The sequence below is a fragment of the Streptomyces sp. NPDC110618 genome, from assembly GCF_055657065.1.
Genome location: NZ_JBVKBN010000003.1, coordinates 327,174 through 340,650, shown reverse-complemented (window position 1 = coordinate 340,650; position 13,477 = coordinate 327,174). Strand labels below are relative to the sequence as shown.

Annotated in this window: 12 protein-coding genes; 5 read left to right on the top strand and 7 right to left on the bottom strand. The window is 72.4% G+C overall.

All coding sequences use genetic code 11. The features are described from left to right. Nucleotides 1–48: 48 nt before the first annotated feature. Nucleotides 49–1,134 carry a WD40/YVTN/BNR-like repeat-containing protein gene (locus tag ACZ7L7_RS08100; protein WP_285512321.1) on the bottom strand — a complete coding sequence of 362 codons (1,086 nt, stop codon included), beginning with the start codon at nt 1,132–1,134 and terminating at the stop codon, nt 49–51. Between the two features lie 215 nt (nt 1,135–1,349). Between ACZ7L7_RS08100 and ACZ7L7_RS08095 the strand changes: the two genes are divergently transcribed. Beyond that, on the top strand, nt 1,350–1,913 hold the full coding sequence (locus ACZ7L7_RS08095; protein ID WP_285512320.1) for an Rv1733c family protein: 564 nt from the start codon (nt 1,350–1,352) through the stop codon (nt 1,911–1,913). Nucleotides 1,914–1,974: 61 nt separating this feature from the next. Here ACZ7L7_RS08095 and ACZ7L7_RS08090 read toward each other — a convergent pair whose 3' ends face one another. Both ACZ7L7_RS08090 and ACZ7L7_RS08085 read right to left on the bottom strand, forming a co-directional pair. Continuing rightward, nucleotides 1,975–3,960 (bottom strand): HEAT repeat domain-containing protein, encoded by a 1,986-nt coding sequence (locus tag ACZ7L7_RS08090; protein ID WP_472075306.1) that lies wholly within the window; start codon nt 3,958–3,960, stop codon nt 1,975–1,977. 93 nt (nt 3,961–4,053) lie between these two features. After that, entirely contained in the window at nt 4,054–5,709 is a 1,656-nt protein-coding gene (locus tag ACZ7L7_RS08085; RefSeq protein WP_285512318.1) for an acyl-CoA dehydrogenase family protein, read from the bottom strand. Nucleotides 5,710–5,783: 74 nt separating this feature from the next. Between ACZ7L7_RS08085 and ACZ7L7_RS08080 the strand changes: the two genes are divergently transcribed. Beyond that, nucleotides 5,784–6,545, top strand: coding sequence for a PaaX family transcriptional regulator C-terminal domain-containing protein (locus ACZ7L7_RS08080; RefSeq protein ID WP_285512317.1), 762 nt, complete (start codon nt 5,784–5,786; stop codon nt 6,543–6,545). Nucleotides 6,546–6,606: 61 nt separating this feature from the next. Here ACZ7L7_RS08080 and ACZ7L7_RS08075 read toward each other — a convergent pair whose 3' ends face one another. Continuing rightward, nucleotides 6,607–7,380 carry a pectate lyase gene (locus tag ACZ7L7_RS08075; protein WP_453603749.1) on the bottom strand — a complete coding sequence of 258 codons (774 nt, stop codon included), beginning with the start codon at nt 7,378–7,380 and terminating at the stop codon, nt 6,607–6,609. Nucleotides 7,381–7,728: 348 nt separating this feature from the next. On the opposite strand from ACZ7L7_RS08075, the gene ACZ7L7_RS08070 reads away from it, so the two are divergent. Then, a complete protein-coding gene (locus ACZ7L7_RS08070; protein WP_472075304.1) occupies nt 7,729–9,024 on the top strand; it encodes an extracellular catalytic domain type 1 short-chain-length polyhydroxyalkanoate depolymerase in 1,296 nt (431 codons plus the stop codon). Between the two features lie 27 nt (nt 9,025–9,051). Here ACZ7L7_RS08070 and ACZ7L7_RS08065 read toward each other — a convergent pair whose 3' ends face one another. Next, complete coding sequence (locus ACZ7L7_RS08065; RefSeq protein WP_472075302.1) at nt 9,052–10,389, bottom strand: FAD-dependent oxidoreductase; 1,338 nt, start codon at nt 10,387–10,389, stop codon at nt 9,052–9,054. A 199-nt stretch (nt 10,390–10,588) separates the two neighbouring features. On the opposite strand from ACZ7L7_RS08065, the gene ACZ7L7_RS08060 reads away from it, so the two are divergent. Further along, on the top strand, nt 10,589–11,062 hold the full coding sequence (locus ACZ7L7_RS08060; protein WP_285512313.1) for a DUF6214 family protein: 474 nt from the start codon (nt 10,589–10,591) through the stop codon (nt 11,060–11,062). Between the two features lie 4 nt (nt 11,063–11,066). On the opposite strand, the gene ACZ7L7_RS08055 is transcribed toward ACZ7L7_RS08060, so the two are convergent. Then, nucleotides 11,067–11,726 carry a TetR/AcrR family transcriptional regulator gene (locus tag ACZ7L7_RS08055; RefSeq protein ID WP_285512312.1) on the bottom strand — a complete coding sequence of 220 codons (660 nt, stop codon included), beginning with the start codon at nt 11,724–11,726 and terminating at the stop codon, nt 11,067–11,069. 435 nt (nt 11,727–12,161) lie between these two features. On the opposite strand from ACZ7L7_RS08055, the gene ACZ7L7_RS08050 reads away from it, so the two are divergent. After that, the gene (locus ACZ7L7_RS08050) at nt 12,162–12,620 is read left to right on the top strand and encodes a hypothetical protein (protein WP_285512311.1); all 459 of its coding nucleotides are present in this window, start codon (nt 12,162–12,164) and stop codon (nt 12,618–12,620) included. Between the two features lie 100 nt (nt 12,621–12,720). Here ACZ7L7_RS08050 and ACZ7L7_RS08045 read toward each other — a convergent pair whose 3' ends face one another. Continuing rightward, nucleotides 12,721–13,443 carry an HAD family hydrolase gene (locus tag ACZ7L7_RS08045; RefSeq protein WP_453603743.1) on the bottom strand — a complete coding sequence of 241 codons (723 nt, stop codon included), beginning with the start codon at nt 13,441–13,443 and terminating at the stop codon, nt 12,721–12,723. Nucleotides 13,444–13,477: the final 34 nt, after the last annotated feature.

The following is a 13,477-nucleotide window of genomic DNA, read 5'->3' as shown; positions in this document are numbered from 1 at the left end:
CGGCGGAGATCAACCGGTGGCCAACGCCCGGCGATAAGCGGCCGCGGCTCATGCGATCACCGCCGCGCGCACGCACAGCACGTCCGGCAGGTGCGAGGCCAACTGCCGCCAGCTGTCGCCGTCGTCGGCGGAGCCGTACACCTCGCCGTTGCGGTTGCCGAAGTACACGCCCGCCGGGTCGGCGTCGTCGGTGCACAGGGCGTCCCGCAGCACCGTGCCGAAGTGGTCCTCCGCTGGCAGGCCCGCCGACAGCGGCTCCCAGGTCTTGCCCGCGTCCGCCGTACGGAAGACCCGGCACTTGCGCTCCGCGGGCACCCGGTCGGCGTCGGCGTTGATCGGGAAGACGTACGCCGTGTCACCGCGGTGCGGATGCGCGGCGACCGCGAAGCCGAAGGTCGACGGCAGCCCCTCGCCGATGTCCGTCCAGTGCGCCCCCGCGTCGTCGCTGCGGTACACACCCCAATGGTTCTGCAGGTACAGCCGGTCCGGGTTGGCCGCGTCCCGCGCCACCTTGTGCACGCACTGCCCGAACTCCGGGTTGGGATCGGGCAGGAACACCGCCGACACACCGGAGTTGGAGGGCGCCCAGCTCGCGCCGCCGTCCGTGGTGCGGAAGACACCGGCGGTGGACACGGCCACCGTCACCGACCCCGGGTCCCGCTCGTCGGTGAGGACCGTGTGCAGGCCCTCACCGCCGCCGCCCGGCACCCACTGGGAGCGTGTGGGGTGCTCCCACAGGGGCCGGACCAGTTCGAAGCTCTCGCCGCGGTCCTCCGAGCGGTACAGCGCCGCCGGTTCGGTGCCCGCGTACACCACGTCCGGCTCGGCCGCCGCCGGGTGCAACTGCCACACCCGCTCCAGCGAAGCGCCCGTGTCCTTGGGGAACTTGACGGCGGGCTGCGCCGGTTCGGTCCAGGTGCGGCCCAGGTCGTCGGAGTGGAACACCGACGGGCCCCAGTGCGCGCTGTCCCCGCCGACCAGCAGCCGGGGCCGCTCGCCGCGGGTGTCGATGGCGACCGAGTAGACCGCCTGCGCGTTGAAGTACGGACTCTCGTCGAACTCCCAGGTCTCACCCCGTTTCCTGCCGATGAACAGGCCTTTTCGGGTCCCCACGGTGAGCAGTACCTCGGTCATGCCGAACACCTCCGCGACGTCTGTGTCCCAGTCACCGGCCAGTCTGCACCCCACCACTGACAGTCACCTCTCCAAGCCGCCCCGCCGCAGGTCAGCGCGGCGAGGACCGGAACAGTCCGGCGATCCGATCACGGAGCCCGTGAGCATCCGGCGCCCCCGCGCCGTATGGGAGGTCGGTCGGGCAGATCGGTGTGCGCATGAGGAGGAGCCCCGCGATGGCGCTGCGAGGTCCGAGGGCGTGGCTGTGGCGCTGGCGGCGCAATCCGCTCAAGCGCCGCGCCGATGTGGTGGAGTCCTGGGTGCTGCTGGGGGCCTGGGCGGCCACCGTCCTGGTGGGCGTGGCGGTGGGCCTGCTCACGGCCGGTTCCGTGGAGCGGGGCATGGCCCGCGAGCGCGCCGAGTGGCGCCCGGCGCAGGCCCGGCTGACCGAGGGCACACCCGGTGTCCCCAACGGCGAGCAGATGTGGGCCAAGGTGAGCTGGACGGCCCCCGACGGCTCCCACCGCACCGGTCAGGTCCGGGTCAGCCCGGGCCGGGCGGCCGGATCGGCGGTTACCGTCTGGACGGACCGCGCGGGCCGCCTGGTCACCGCGCCCGCCACCGCCGCCCAGGCACGGCTGCGCGCCGCACTCGCCGGTGTGCTGGTGGGGACGGGCGCGGCGATGGTGCCCTTCGCCGGCGGCCGCACCCTGTGCGGACGGCTGGAACGGCAGCGGATCGACCGGTGGGACGCCGAGTGGGCACGGTTCGGCCCGATGTGGGGGCGGACGACGGGCTGAGGCCGAGGGACTACGGACTACGGACGACGGGCTGAGGCCTACGCGGGGGACCCCTCCCCGCCTACGGCCCCTCCAACACCTCCCCGCACATCCTCAACAGCTCCTCGTCGTGCGCGATGTCGTGGCTGCTGTAGCTGTGCTCCTGGTCCGTGTGCCGCCGTGGCGCGGCCAGTTCCCGCTCCACCAGGTCCCGCAGCTCCGAGCCCGCCGGACCCATGGCGAGCAGGCACCCGGCGATCGTGCGGCGCAGCCTGGGCTGCTCCTGCCACGCCGCGCGCAGTACCGGCACCACGGCTGCCGTCTCGCCGCCGATCCGCCACAGGGCGACCGCCGCGGCCGTACGCGCCTGTGCTGTCGCCGCGGCCCCCGCCGCCCGGCGCAGCACCGGCAGCGCGGGACTCGCCGCCGCCCCCATCCGGCCCAGTGTGTCCGTGGCCGTCACCCACCGCGGGGAGTCCTGGTCCGCCAACTCGTGGAGCAGGACGGGCAGTACAGAGGCCGGGTCCGCCTCGACGGCCCACAGCGCGGCCGCCGCCGCGACGCCGAACTCGGTGTCCAGCAGCCCCCGGAGCACGGGGACCGCATCTCGCGCCCTCGCTCCCCACGCGCCGAGCGCCAGGAGCGCGTGCTCGACGGCCGAGTCCCAGGAACGGTCACCGGGAGGGCGGCCCTCCAGCAGCCGCAGGGTCTCCGGTACGGCCCCCGGCTCCCCGAGCGCCCGGAGCCCGCTCAGCAGCGGCCCCGCCCGCCCCGGGGTGGCCGCATCGTCGAGGGCGAGGGAGCCCAGGTGGCGGCGGAGCGCCGGTGCCAGGGGCGCCGCGGCCGGACCCAGACAGGCGAGTTCATGACCCAGGTCGTCCGGCACCACCGCCCCGGCCAGCACCTCGCCCAGCACGGGCACCGCCCGTGGGTCCCCGCACCGGACCAGCGCCCGGAGCGGATCGCCCAGCGTCGGAGCGCCCCGCTCCCACTGCCGCACCCACAGGCCGGGGCGGGCCGTGACGAGGGCGTGCAGGTCGTCGGCGGCCGGGGCGGCCAGCCGGAACAGCGGCTTCAGCGCGGCCACCGCCGCGTCCCGCAACCGGTCGTCCTCCTCGGCCAGTTGCGCCCCGATCAGGGCCACCGGCTCGCTGAAGTCGGCCCGCCAGGCGCGCAGCAACGGGCCCGACATCCACACCGCGTTGCACCGGTCCGCCCAGTCGGGGCTGCGCAACTGCCCCACCAGCAGGGCGATCCGGTCGGTGACCCGGTCGTCCAGCGCCTGGTGCAGGGTGCGCAGCAGATGCGAACCCTCCTCGTCCGACGGCCGCAGCCGGCGCAGACGCCCGACCAGGGTGTCGCTGTACGGGCGGGTGCACACCACCGCCCGGCGGGCGCGCCGTTCGGACCGCTCCCGCAGCAGTCCCAGGGCCGTGGGCACCAGATCCGGCGGGGTGCGGTCCGGGGCACAGCCCGCCAGTTGACCCAGGGCCGCGAGCCGCAGTTCCGGCGCGTACGGCTCGGCGCTCTGCGCGTCCAGGAGGTCCACCGCGGCGTCGGCGTGCGCGGGGTGCCTCCGGGCGTACAGGCCCAGGCTCTCGGTGAGGGCGAGCAGGACCCGGTCGTCCCGCTCCACGGTGATCCGTTCCCTCAGCAGGTCCAGCACCCGGGCCGGTTCGTCCAGGAAGCGCACCAGCGCGCCCGGTGCGGTCCGCCGCACCCCGGGGTCCCGGTCCCCGGCGAGCCGGACGAACGTCTCCGCGCCCGCCCGTACCGCGGCGGCGCCGTCGGTGTCGTCCCCGCCGATGCTGACGAGGAGTTCCACGAGCGCGCCCCGGTCCTGCAGTTCGGGACGCGCCGCCAGGTCGAACAGGAACGGGACGCAGGCGAGCGTCGAGTCGTACACGTCGCCCTGGTGGTGCACCGCGCCGTACATGGCGTCCAGTGCGGTCTCCCGCTCGGCGGAGTCCGCCGAGGCCAGCCCCCGTAACAGCGCGGGCACGTCCTCGGCGCTTCCGTACGCATGTCGCATCGAGGCCCAGTCGACCTCGTCGATCCCCGTGAACACGTAGTCCTCCCCAGGCAATTACCACCTGGTTCGGAGTGTGCACCACCGCACCGACAACGACGCGGAATCGGGACGTGACTGTGTGCGATCCGGTCAGTGTGCGGCGGGAAGCGCCCGGTCCAGGATGCCGCCCAGGTCCGCCGTGTCGGGCAGGGTACCGAAGGCGTGGCCCCAGTCGCCGCCGAGCCGCGTGGCGCAGAACGCGTCGGCGACCGCGGCCGGGGCGTGCCGCACCAGCAGGGACGCCTGGAGTGTGATCGCCATGTGCTCCACCAGGCGCCGGGCGCCGGTCTGGGTGGCCTTGGAGAGCGCGTCCTTCAGGCGGGTCACGGCCGCGTCCAGGCGGGGGTCCGCGCCCCGGGCCAGGGCGAGTTCGCCGAACAGCGCCTCGGCCACCTGGGGTTCCTTGCCCAGCGCCCGCAGCACATCGAGGGCGTTGACGTTGCCCGAGCCCTCCCAGATCGACAGCAGGGGCGCCTCGCGGTAGTGGCGGGGCATGCCCGAGTCCTCGACGTAGCCGTTGCCGCCCAGGCACTCCAGGGCCTCCGCGGTGAAGGCCGGGCCGCGCTTGGTGACCCAGTACTTGCCGACGGCCGTGGCGATCCGCCGGAACGCCGCCTCCCCGGCGTCCCCGCGCACCGCGCGGTCGGCGGCACCCGCGAGCCTCAGCGTGAGCGTCGTGGCGGCCTCCGACTCCAGGGCGAGGTCGGCCAGAACATTGCGCATCAGCGGCTGGTCGAGCAGCCGCGCGCCGAACGCGCTGCGGTGCCGGGCGTGGTGACCTGCCTCCACCAGGGTCTTGCGCATCAGGGCCGCCGACATCATCACGCAGTCCAGGCGCGTGCAGTTGACCATCTCGATGATGGTCTTCACACCGCGCCCCTCGGGCCCGACGAGCCAGGCCACGGTGTTGTCGAACTCCGGCTCGCAGGAGGCGTTGGAGCGGTTGCCGAGCTTCTCCTTCAGGCGCTGGATGCGGAAGGTGTTGCGGGTGCCGTCGGGCAGGATCCGGGGGACCAGGAAGCAGGACAGTCCGCCCGGCGCCTGGGCCAGCACCAGGAAGACGTCGCACATGGGCGCCGAGGTGAACCACTTGTGCCCGCGCAGCACGTACACGCCGGGCTCGCCCGTGGGTGTGGCCGTGGTGGTGTTGGTCCGGACGTCGGAGCCGCCCTGCTTCTCGGTCATCCCCATGCCGGCCAGCAGGCCCCGCTTCTCGGTGGGCACCCGCAGCCCCGGGTCGTACTCCCGGCTGGTGAGCAGCGGCTCGTACACCTTGGCCAGATCCGGCTGGGCGCGCAGGGCGGGGACGGCCGCGTAGGTCATCGACGTCGGACAGCCGTGCCCGGCGTCGGTGTGGCCCCACACCAGCCCGCCCGCACTGCGGACGACGTGCGCGCCCTCGCGGTCGTCGGCCCAGGGCGCCCCGGCCAGCCCCTCGGTGACCGCGACCCGCATCAGCTCGTGCCAGCTCGGGTGGAAGTCCGCCTCGTCGATCCGGTGGCCGTAGCGGTCGTGGGTGCGCAGCTCCGGTTCGTGGCGGTTGGCCAGATCCGCCCACTCCTGGGCCTCGGCGCCGCCCGCGAGGGCGCCGAGCCGCCGGATGTCCCGCTCGGCCCATCCGGCGCCCTCCCGGCGCAGCCCCTCCAGCAGGGCGACGTCCTCGGAGGCGTCGTAGGGCGCGAGGAAAGGTGGCTGGTTGGTGACGTCGTGCGTGGCGTACGGCGCGTGCTCGGGTGTCAGGTCCATACGGCGAGTGTTGCATTTTCACTGCGACCGCAGCAAGAGTGCAACATGAAGATCGGTGCGTACAGTACGTGCTCATGCGGACGAACGACACGGCGCCGACGGCGGAAGGGCTCGCCCTGCGTCCCCTGTCCGCGCGCTCGGTCGTGCTGAGCCTGCTGCTCGGCAGCCATCCGCCCGAGCTGCCGGCGAAGGACCTGGTGCGCGGTGTGGAGCCGTTCGGGGTCGGCGGGTCCACGGTGCGGGCCGCCCTCAGCCGGATGGTCGCCGCCGGGGATCTGCACCGCACGGACACCGTCTACCGGCTCAGCGACCGGCTGCTGGAGCGCCAGCGCCGCCAGGACGAGTCGGTGCGGCCCCGCACGCGCGCGTGGGACGGCGACTGGGAGATGGTGGTGATCACCGCGGCCGGCCGCGGCCCCGCCGAACGGGCCGAACTGCGCACCCGGCTCGCCGAGTTGCGCCTGGCCGAACTGCGCGAGGGCGTCTGGCTGCGCCCCGCCAACCTCGTCCGCCCGCTCCCCGAGGACCTGGATCCGGTGGCCCAGCGGTACACGGCCCGCCCGGCCGCCCCCGCGCGGGAACTGGCCGGGAGCCTGTGGCCCCTGGACGCCTGGGCCGCCACCGCGCGGGCGCTGCTGGACCACATCGCCGCCACGGACGGGTACGCCGGCCGCTTCACGGCGCTGGCCGCCGCCGTACGGCATCTGCTGGCCGATCCGGTGCTGCCGCCCGAACTCCTGCCCGCCGACTGGCCGGGGGCGCGGCTGCGGGCCGCCTACACCGAGTACCAGAGTGAGCTGACCGAGCGGGTACGCGCGCGTACCGGCCGGGAATGACACGGCGGCCGTACGCACGCCCCGTGCGGGGAAGTGCGTACGGCCGCCACTGCCGCCGGGGCTAGCGGTAGGTGATGTCCGAGCTGGAGTACAGGCAGTTGGTGCTGTCCGGGCCGGTGCCGACCGCGGTGTTGTTGTTGTACTTCTGGCAGGGGACGACCTTGCGGCCGGAGTCGTTGAGGATCGTGATCCCGCGCAGGGTCGCCACGTCGTTGCGGTTGACGTTGATGCCGACCAGGCGGGCGGTCGAACCGGTGCCGGTCACCTCGATGTTGCTGAGGTTGACCTTGCGCGTGTACTGCGTGGAGCAGTCGCCGCAGGAGCGGTACAGCGTCTTGAACTCGCTCACGGCGAAGTTGGAGATGTTCACCGTGCCCGGACCGTTGTGCTGGAAGACCTTGTCGGCGGCCTTCCTGGCCCCGCCGCCGGTCACCGTGTAGGTCGAGCCGCCCCGGAAGGTGGCGGCGTCCTCGCCGACGTCCTCCCACCAGACGTTCTGCAGGGTGCAGTTGCCCTCGCAGTGGATGCCGTCGGCGCCCGGGGCGCCGATGATGACGTTCTTCAGCGTCGCGCCCGCCGCGAGCTTGAAGATGGGGTCCTGGCCCTCGTCCTGGCCGTCACCGGCCAGATCGCCGCTGCCGTAGTAGCGCTTCATCCCGCCGTCCACCGTGCCGGACACGGAGATGGTGCTGCTCACCGCCTGACTGCCCGTGGGGGCCGGCCAGGTGGCGGCCTGCGCGGCCGGAGCCGGGCCAGTCGTGATCATGCCAATCGTGACGCCGAGTGAGGCGAGCCCGCCGATCAGGGCGCGGCGCCTGGTCCTTCGTGAAGTCATGTCCCGATGCCTTCTTCTGAGTGGGGTCAGATCTGTCGGCTCCTGTTCGTGAACACCGTGCATATTCATGAACGGCATTCACGAACTGCGTGGCCATGTGCGCCCGTTGGGGTGCGTGTCGGTCACGCTGATGAACGGAACGTAGGGGGTAAGCGCTTTCTGGTCAACGCTTCGCGTACGCCACTTTCGGCCACCGTGGTCACGGTGGCCGCCGGTCCCGAGCGAATTCTTTCGAAGCGTGGGAGCGCTTCCATGGCAGCCATGTGCATGCCACGATGCCGGAGGAACAGCGGAGGTACAGCACCCGATGACCCACGTCCCCGAGCCGCGACCAGAAGGGACCAGGACGTGCCCACCCCCACCAGACGAAGTGCCGTTCTCCTGACAGCGCTGCTGTCGCTCCTCGCGGCGCTGCTCGTCACCGCCCCCGCCGCCCCCGCCGCCACGGCCGCCCCCGCCGCCGACGCCGTCCCCGCGGCGACCCTCACCGAGGTCACCGACTTCGGCGCCAACCCGAGCGGCCTGCAGATGTACGTGTACGTCCCGGACGGCGTGACCGAACGCCCCGCGGTCCTGGTGGCCGTGCACTACTGCACCGGATCCGGCCCGGCCATGCACTCCGGCACCGAGTTCGCCTCGCTCGCCGACCGCTACGGGTTCGTCGTGATCTACCCCTCGGTCACCCGCGCCAGCAAGTGTTTCGACGTCTCCTCGCCCCAGGCCCTGACCAGGGGCGGCGGCAGTGACCCGGTCGGCATCAAGTCCATGGTCGACTGGGTGGTGCGCACGTACGACGCGGACACCGACCGCGTCTACGCCACCGGCATCTCCTCGGGCGCGATGATGACCAACGTCCTGCTCGGCGTGTACCCCGACGTGTTCAAGGCGGGCGCCGCCTTCGCGGGCGTACCGTTCGGCTGCTTCGCCACCACCGACGGCTCGGAGTGGAACAGCGCCTGCGCGAACGGCACGGTCAATCGGACCCCGCAGGCCTGGGGCGACCTGGTCCGCGCCGCCTACCCCGGCTACACCGGCCCCCGGCCGCGTATGCAGCTCTGGCACGGCACCGAGGACGACGTGCTGCGCTACCCCAACTTCGGCGAGGAGATCGAGCAGTGGACGAACGTCCACGGACTCGGCCAGACGCCCGCCGCCACCGACTCGCCCCGCGCGGGCTGGACCCGCACCCGCTACGGCGGCACCGGTGACCAGGCCCCCGTCGAGGCGATCAGCCTCCAGGGCGTTGGCCACAACCTCTACAGTTACGGCGTGATGGGGCCCCTTGCCATCACCTTCTTCGGCCTGGACGAGGACGGCCCGGCCCCCGAACCCCCGGCCGGCCCCCGCAAGGTCACCGTCACCGCCAACGCCTGGAGCACCGGCCTGACCGCCACCAACACCGGGACGACGACGGTGAACGGCTGGCGTCTCGCCTTCACCCTCCCCTCCGGCCAGACGATCACCAACGGCTGGAACGCCTCCTACACCCCGTCCTCCGGGACGGTCACGGCCACGAACGCCTCCTACAACGGCACCCTCGCGCCGAACGCGAGCGTCAGCATCGGCTACCAGGCGACCCACACCGGGAACAGTGCGGCGCCGGGTGCCTTCACGCTCAACGGCACGGCCTGCACGGTCGGTTGAGCCTCACGGCCGCCCCGCGTCGCTGCCCTAGGCGCGACCCGCGGCGGCCATCAATGAATCCCAGTCCGCCAGTTTCACCACGCGCCGCCCCAGGCTCGCTCCGAGTTCCGCCTCCGCACGCTCGATGGACCGCCAGCCCTCCCAGCCCACCGGCTCGACGCCCCGCGCCCGCAGGGCCGTCAGGGGATCCTCGCGGACCTCCTTGGCGAGCAGGGCCGGGGCGTCCCCCAGCAGGGAGGCCACCGTTTCCTTGGCGCACGGTCTGTTGGTGCCGATCACGCCGGTCGGGCCGCGCTTGATCCACCCGGCCACGTACTCGCCGGACGAGACCGCGCCGTCGCGCTCCACGCGGCCGGCCGTGTTCGGGACCGTGCCCGTCGCCGGGTCGAACGGGAGCCCGTCCAGGGGCACTCCGCGGTACCCGACCGAGCGCAGCACCAACTGGGCCTCGATCTCATCGAATTGGCCGGTTCCGGTCACTCCGCCGCGTCCGTCGGGCGCCGTGCGTTCGAAGCGGACGGCGCCCACCCGGCCGTTGACGGCGAGGAGTTCGACGGGACGCAGGAAGAACCGCAGCCGGATGCGCCGGAGCGCGTCGTGGGTGCGGCCCGCGGACCAGGCGCGCAGGACGTCGACATTGCGGCGCTGCGCGGCGGGCAGCTCCGCGGGGTCGGACCAGGCAGGGTCCAGGGCGGCCTCCGCGGGGTCCACGACGACGTCGGTGCCGGGGAGGGTGCCCAGCTCGCGCAGCTCCTTGGTGGTGAAACGGGCCTGGGAGGGGCCGCGCCGCCCGACCACGTGGATGTCGGTGACCTCGCTCGCGGCGAGTGCGCTCAGCGCGGCCTGCGGCATGTCCGTGGGGCTCAGTTCCGCGGGCCCCCGGGCCAGCATCCGCGCGACGTCGACGGCGACATTGCCCACGCCGATCACCACGGCCGAGCGCACCCCGCGGACGAAACCGTCGTCCACGGCGTCCGGATGCGCGCTGTACCAGGACACGAACTGTGTCGCCGACCAACTGCCCGGCAGATCCTCGCCGGGGATCCCGAGATGCCGGTCGGAGGCCGCGCCCACGCAGTACACGACCGCGTGGTACAGCTCCCGCAGCCGCACCGTCGGCACCCCGTCGGTGCCGATCCGGACGCCTCCGAGGAACCGCACCCGCTCGTGCTCCAGCACCGTGCGCAGATTGGTCTGGAGAGACTTGATCTTCTCGTGGTCCGGTGCCACGCCGTACCGGACCAGGCCGTACGGGCACGGCAGCCGGTCCAGGACGTCGACGCGGACGGTCGGATCCTGCTGTACGAGGCTCTGCGCGGTGTAACACCCGCTGGGACCTGAGCCGATCACGGCGACACGCAGCACGGCGGAACTCCTCACCCGTGGGCTCGCAGGAGGGTGCTGTCGTCTCCAGCATCGCACCTGGGGTGCTGCGCTGACAGGGTGCCGACGCCGAGTGGCCGTGCGTGTCCGTTCGTATGGAATGTGATGATGCGGTTACGTTCCGTGTGTGCTAGAAGCATCCTTTCTTAATCTTTCTGATCGTTGTCCGACGGACGGCCAGGTGTCCGTGTGGCCCGCGTGGGAAGTGCGGGAGAGCGCGGGCGCGACGGCGTGGTTCCAGGTCAGGCTGGCCTTCACGGACGGCGCCCGGGTCGACGCGCTCGCGGTGGTGTCCGAGGGGCGCGTCTCCATCGAGGACGTACGGGCACAGCCGGCGCTGTCCCTGCACGACCTGGCGGAACTCGCCGACTGGATCGAGGAGCCGCTGTTCGAGGCGTGCGGCGGGACCGACGAGCCCCAGGTGCGCGAGGAGACGGAGGAGGCGGGCACCGGGCGGCGTGCCCGGCCCGCGTGGCCGCGCGGTATCGAGGGGCGCCGGCTGGTCGCCCAGGAATACCTGGCGGCCCAGGAGGAGGGCTACGACCCCGTCCTCGCCGTCATGTGCGCCACCGGCCACAGCCGCCGCAAGTCACTGCGCCTGATCGCCCAGGCCCGGGACGCGGGCTACCTCACGCCCCGCCACGCCCGGCGCTGAACCCTCAGCACTTGGGGCCGTCGCCCGTCTCGAAGAACCGGGACAGGTCCGAGGTGCAGGCCGGGGTCGGCGTCTCGGGCGGCACCCCCATCTCCCAGTCCAGCCGGTACCGCTTGAACAGTTCGGCCCGCAGCACAGGCACCGGCATCGGCACCCCGGGGACCAGCGCCGCGAACACCGCGCCCATCAGCAGGGCCCGCAGCATCGGGTAGTCGACATCGATGTTCTCGGAGCCGTGCCGGGCGCAGGTGTCCCGCAGCAGCTCGGCGAGCCGGCGCTGCTCGGGACACTGCACGAACCCCTCGGCCTGGAGAATCCCGGCCATGTGCTGCCGCATCAGCACCGGACGGTCCCGAGCGAGCCCCAGGATCGCGTCGATGGCCCGCGCCATCCGCTCCCGCCCGTCGTCCGTACGCGGCTCGCGCTCCAGCGCCTCCTCCAGCGTGCGGTGCATCAGCCGGTGCACCGCGGACTGGACGAGCTGGCGTTTTCCGGGGAAGTAGTACGACACCAGACCGCGCGCCGAACCGGCCCGGTCCGCGATGTCTCCCAAGGTCGTGGCCTCGTAACCGTGCTCACTGACCAGTTCCACGGCGGCCTGGAGCAGCCGCTCGCGAGAACGCCGTCGGAGTTCTTCATTGACCGAGGCGCTTCGCGGGGACATCCTGGACTCCTGCGTTGACTGGCTGCCAGCCAACTATACTCAGCGCAGCCGACCGGACTTTTGTTTCCGGCCGGTTCGGGTGCCGTCTGCCTTGGGCGACACGGGGGATCGCCTAAGGCAGGCGGCCACTCTCCCGAATGGTGGCCCGAGGCTACTTCATCGGCCGGGCCGAGCGAGCCGACCCGGACTGCGTTTCCGCCGGCCCGTCGCACATTCACGTATCGATCGCCAGGCATCCGCCCGAAGCGCGGGTTCATCGAGCTCGGCGAGCGGCGAACGACAGTACGAAGGCCTCGGTCATTCGGCCGGGGTCTTCGTCCTGCTCACGTGCAAGCGCCACTCGTTCCGGTCACAACCTCACCACACCATCACCTTGGCCTCACCACTCCCCATACGCTCACCCATCACAACAACCAGCTCCAACCAGGGAAAACTATGGCCAAAGGTAAGTTCATCGGCGGTGTCCTCGTCGGCCTCATCGTCGTCGGCGGATGCACCGCCGCCATGAACGGCAGCGACAGTGGCCCCCAGACCGGCACCGACGGCGCCAAGCCCGCCGCCGGCGCGGACTCCAAGGGGGCGGGCAGCGGCAAGGGTGAGGCCGTGGCGAGGAAGACACAGGCCGAGGAGTTCACCGACTGCGTCAACAGGACGGGTACCCCCACCGAGAAGGCCGCCGCCAAGCATGTCGTCAAGGTCACCGGCGCCGACAAGCGCAATGACATCCTCGACAACGCCGAGGTCTACACCGACTTCACCGGCGGCTTCATGAGCTCCAACGCGGGTGACGCCAAGCTGATCGCGTCCGCGTTCACCTCCTGCTACGAGTCCGACAACGGACTGGTGACGGTGTACGGCGAGGACGGCGAGATGATCGCCAACGCCAACTTCTGACCCGCCGCGGACCGGCCCGGCCGACGCCCACGCGCGACCGGGCCTTCGTCATGCCATGGGCCGGTGCGGTGCGGCTTGATGTCGTGCGGGCGCCGAAGTGTCAGGCCCCCACGCCCGAGTCCTCCGGCCGGCGTCGTTCCATCAGGTCCAGTACCGGGCGCAGGCCGTCGGGGCGGTCGGCTGCGGGGAGGTGGTCGACGAAGTGGACCGCGCAGCCCAGGGCCGCGGCTCCGCCGTCGGCGCGGCGGTCGTCGCCGACCATCAGGACCTCCTGCGGGTCGGCGGACAGCGCGGCGCAGGCCGTGCGGAAGAGGCGGGGGTCCGGCTTCTGGATGCCGTGTTCGTAGGACAGGACGTAGGCGTCCACATACTGGTCCAGGCCGTGCTCGCGGAAGACCGGACGCAGGTCCCAGCCGATGTTGCTGATCACGCCGACGCCAATGCCGCGCTGCCGGAGCTCGGCCAGTACCTCGGGCGCGTCGGGGTAGGGCTCCCAGGCGGCGGGCGTCATGTGGCGGTCGTAGAGCGTGTCGTGCAGGCGTTCGTCGGGGAGCTGGACGTGCCGGGACAGGCCCGTGTACGCGGCGCGGTGCAGTTCCTGGCTCTTGTCCCGGACGCCCCACACGCTCGCCACGTCCTCCGGCAGCCACGCCGGGTTCGGGCCGCCCGGCAGGGCCCCCATCCGCTCCAGTGCCGCGGCGGCCTCCGCCACCTCCGGCTCGGGCAGTTCCATCTGCCGCTCGGCGAGCGCCCCGCGCAGCCAGGAAGCGGTGGACTCGACACGGAACAGGGTGCCGGAGAAGTCGAACAGCACGGCGATCATGTTCGAATCCTACGGAACGCGGATCGCCGGTGCG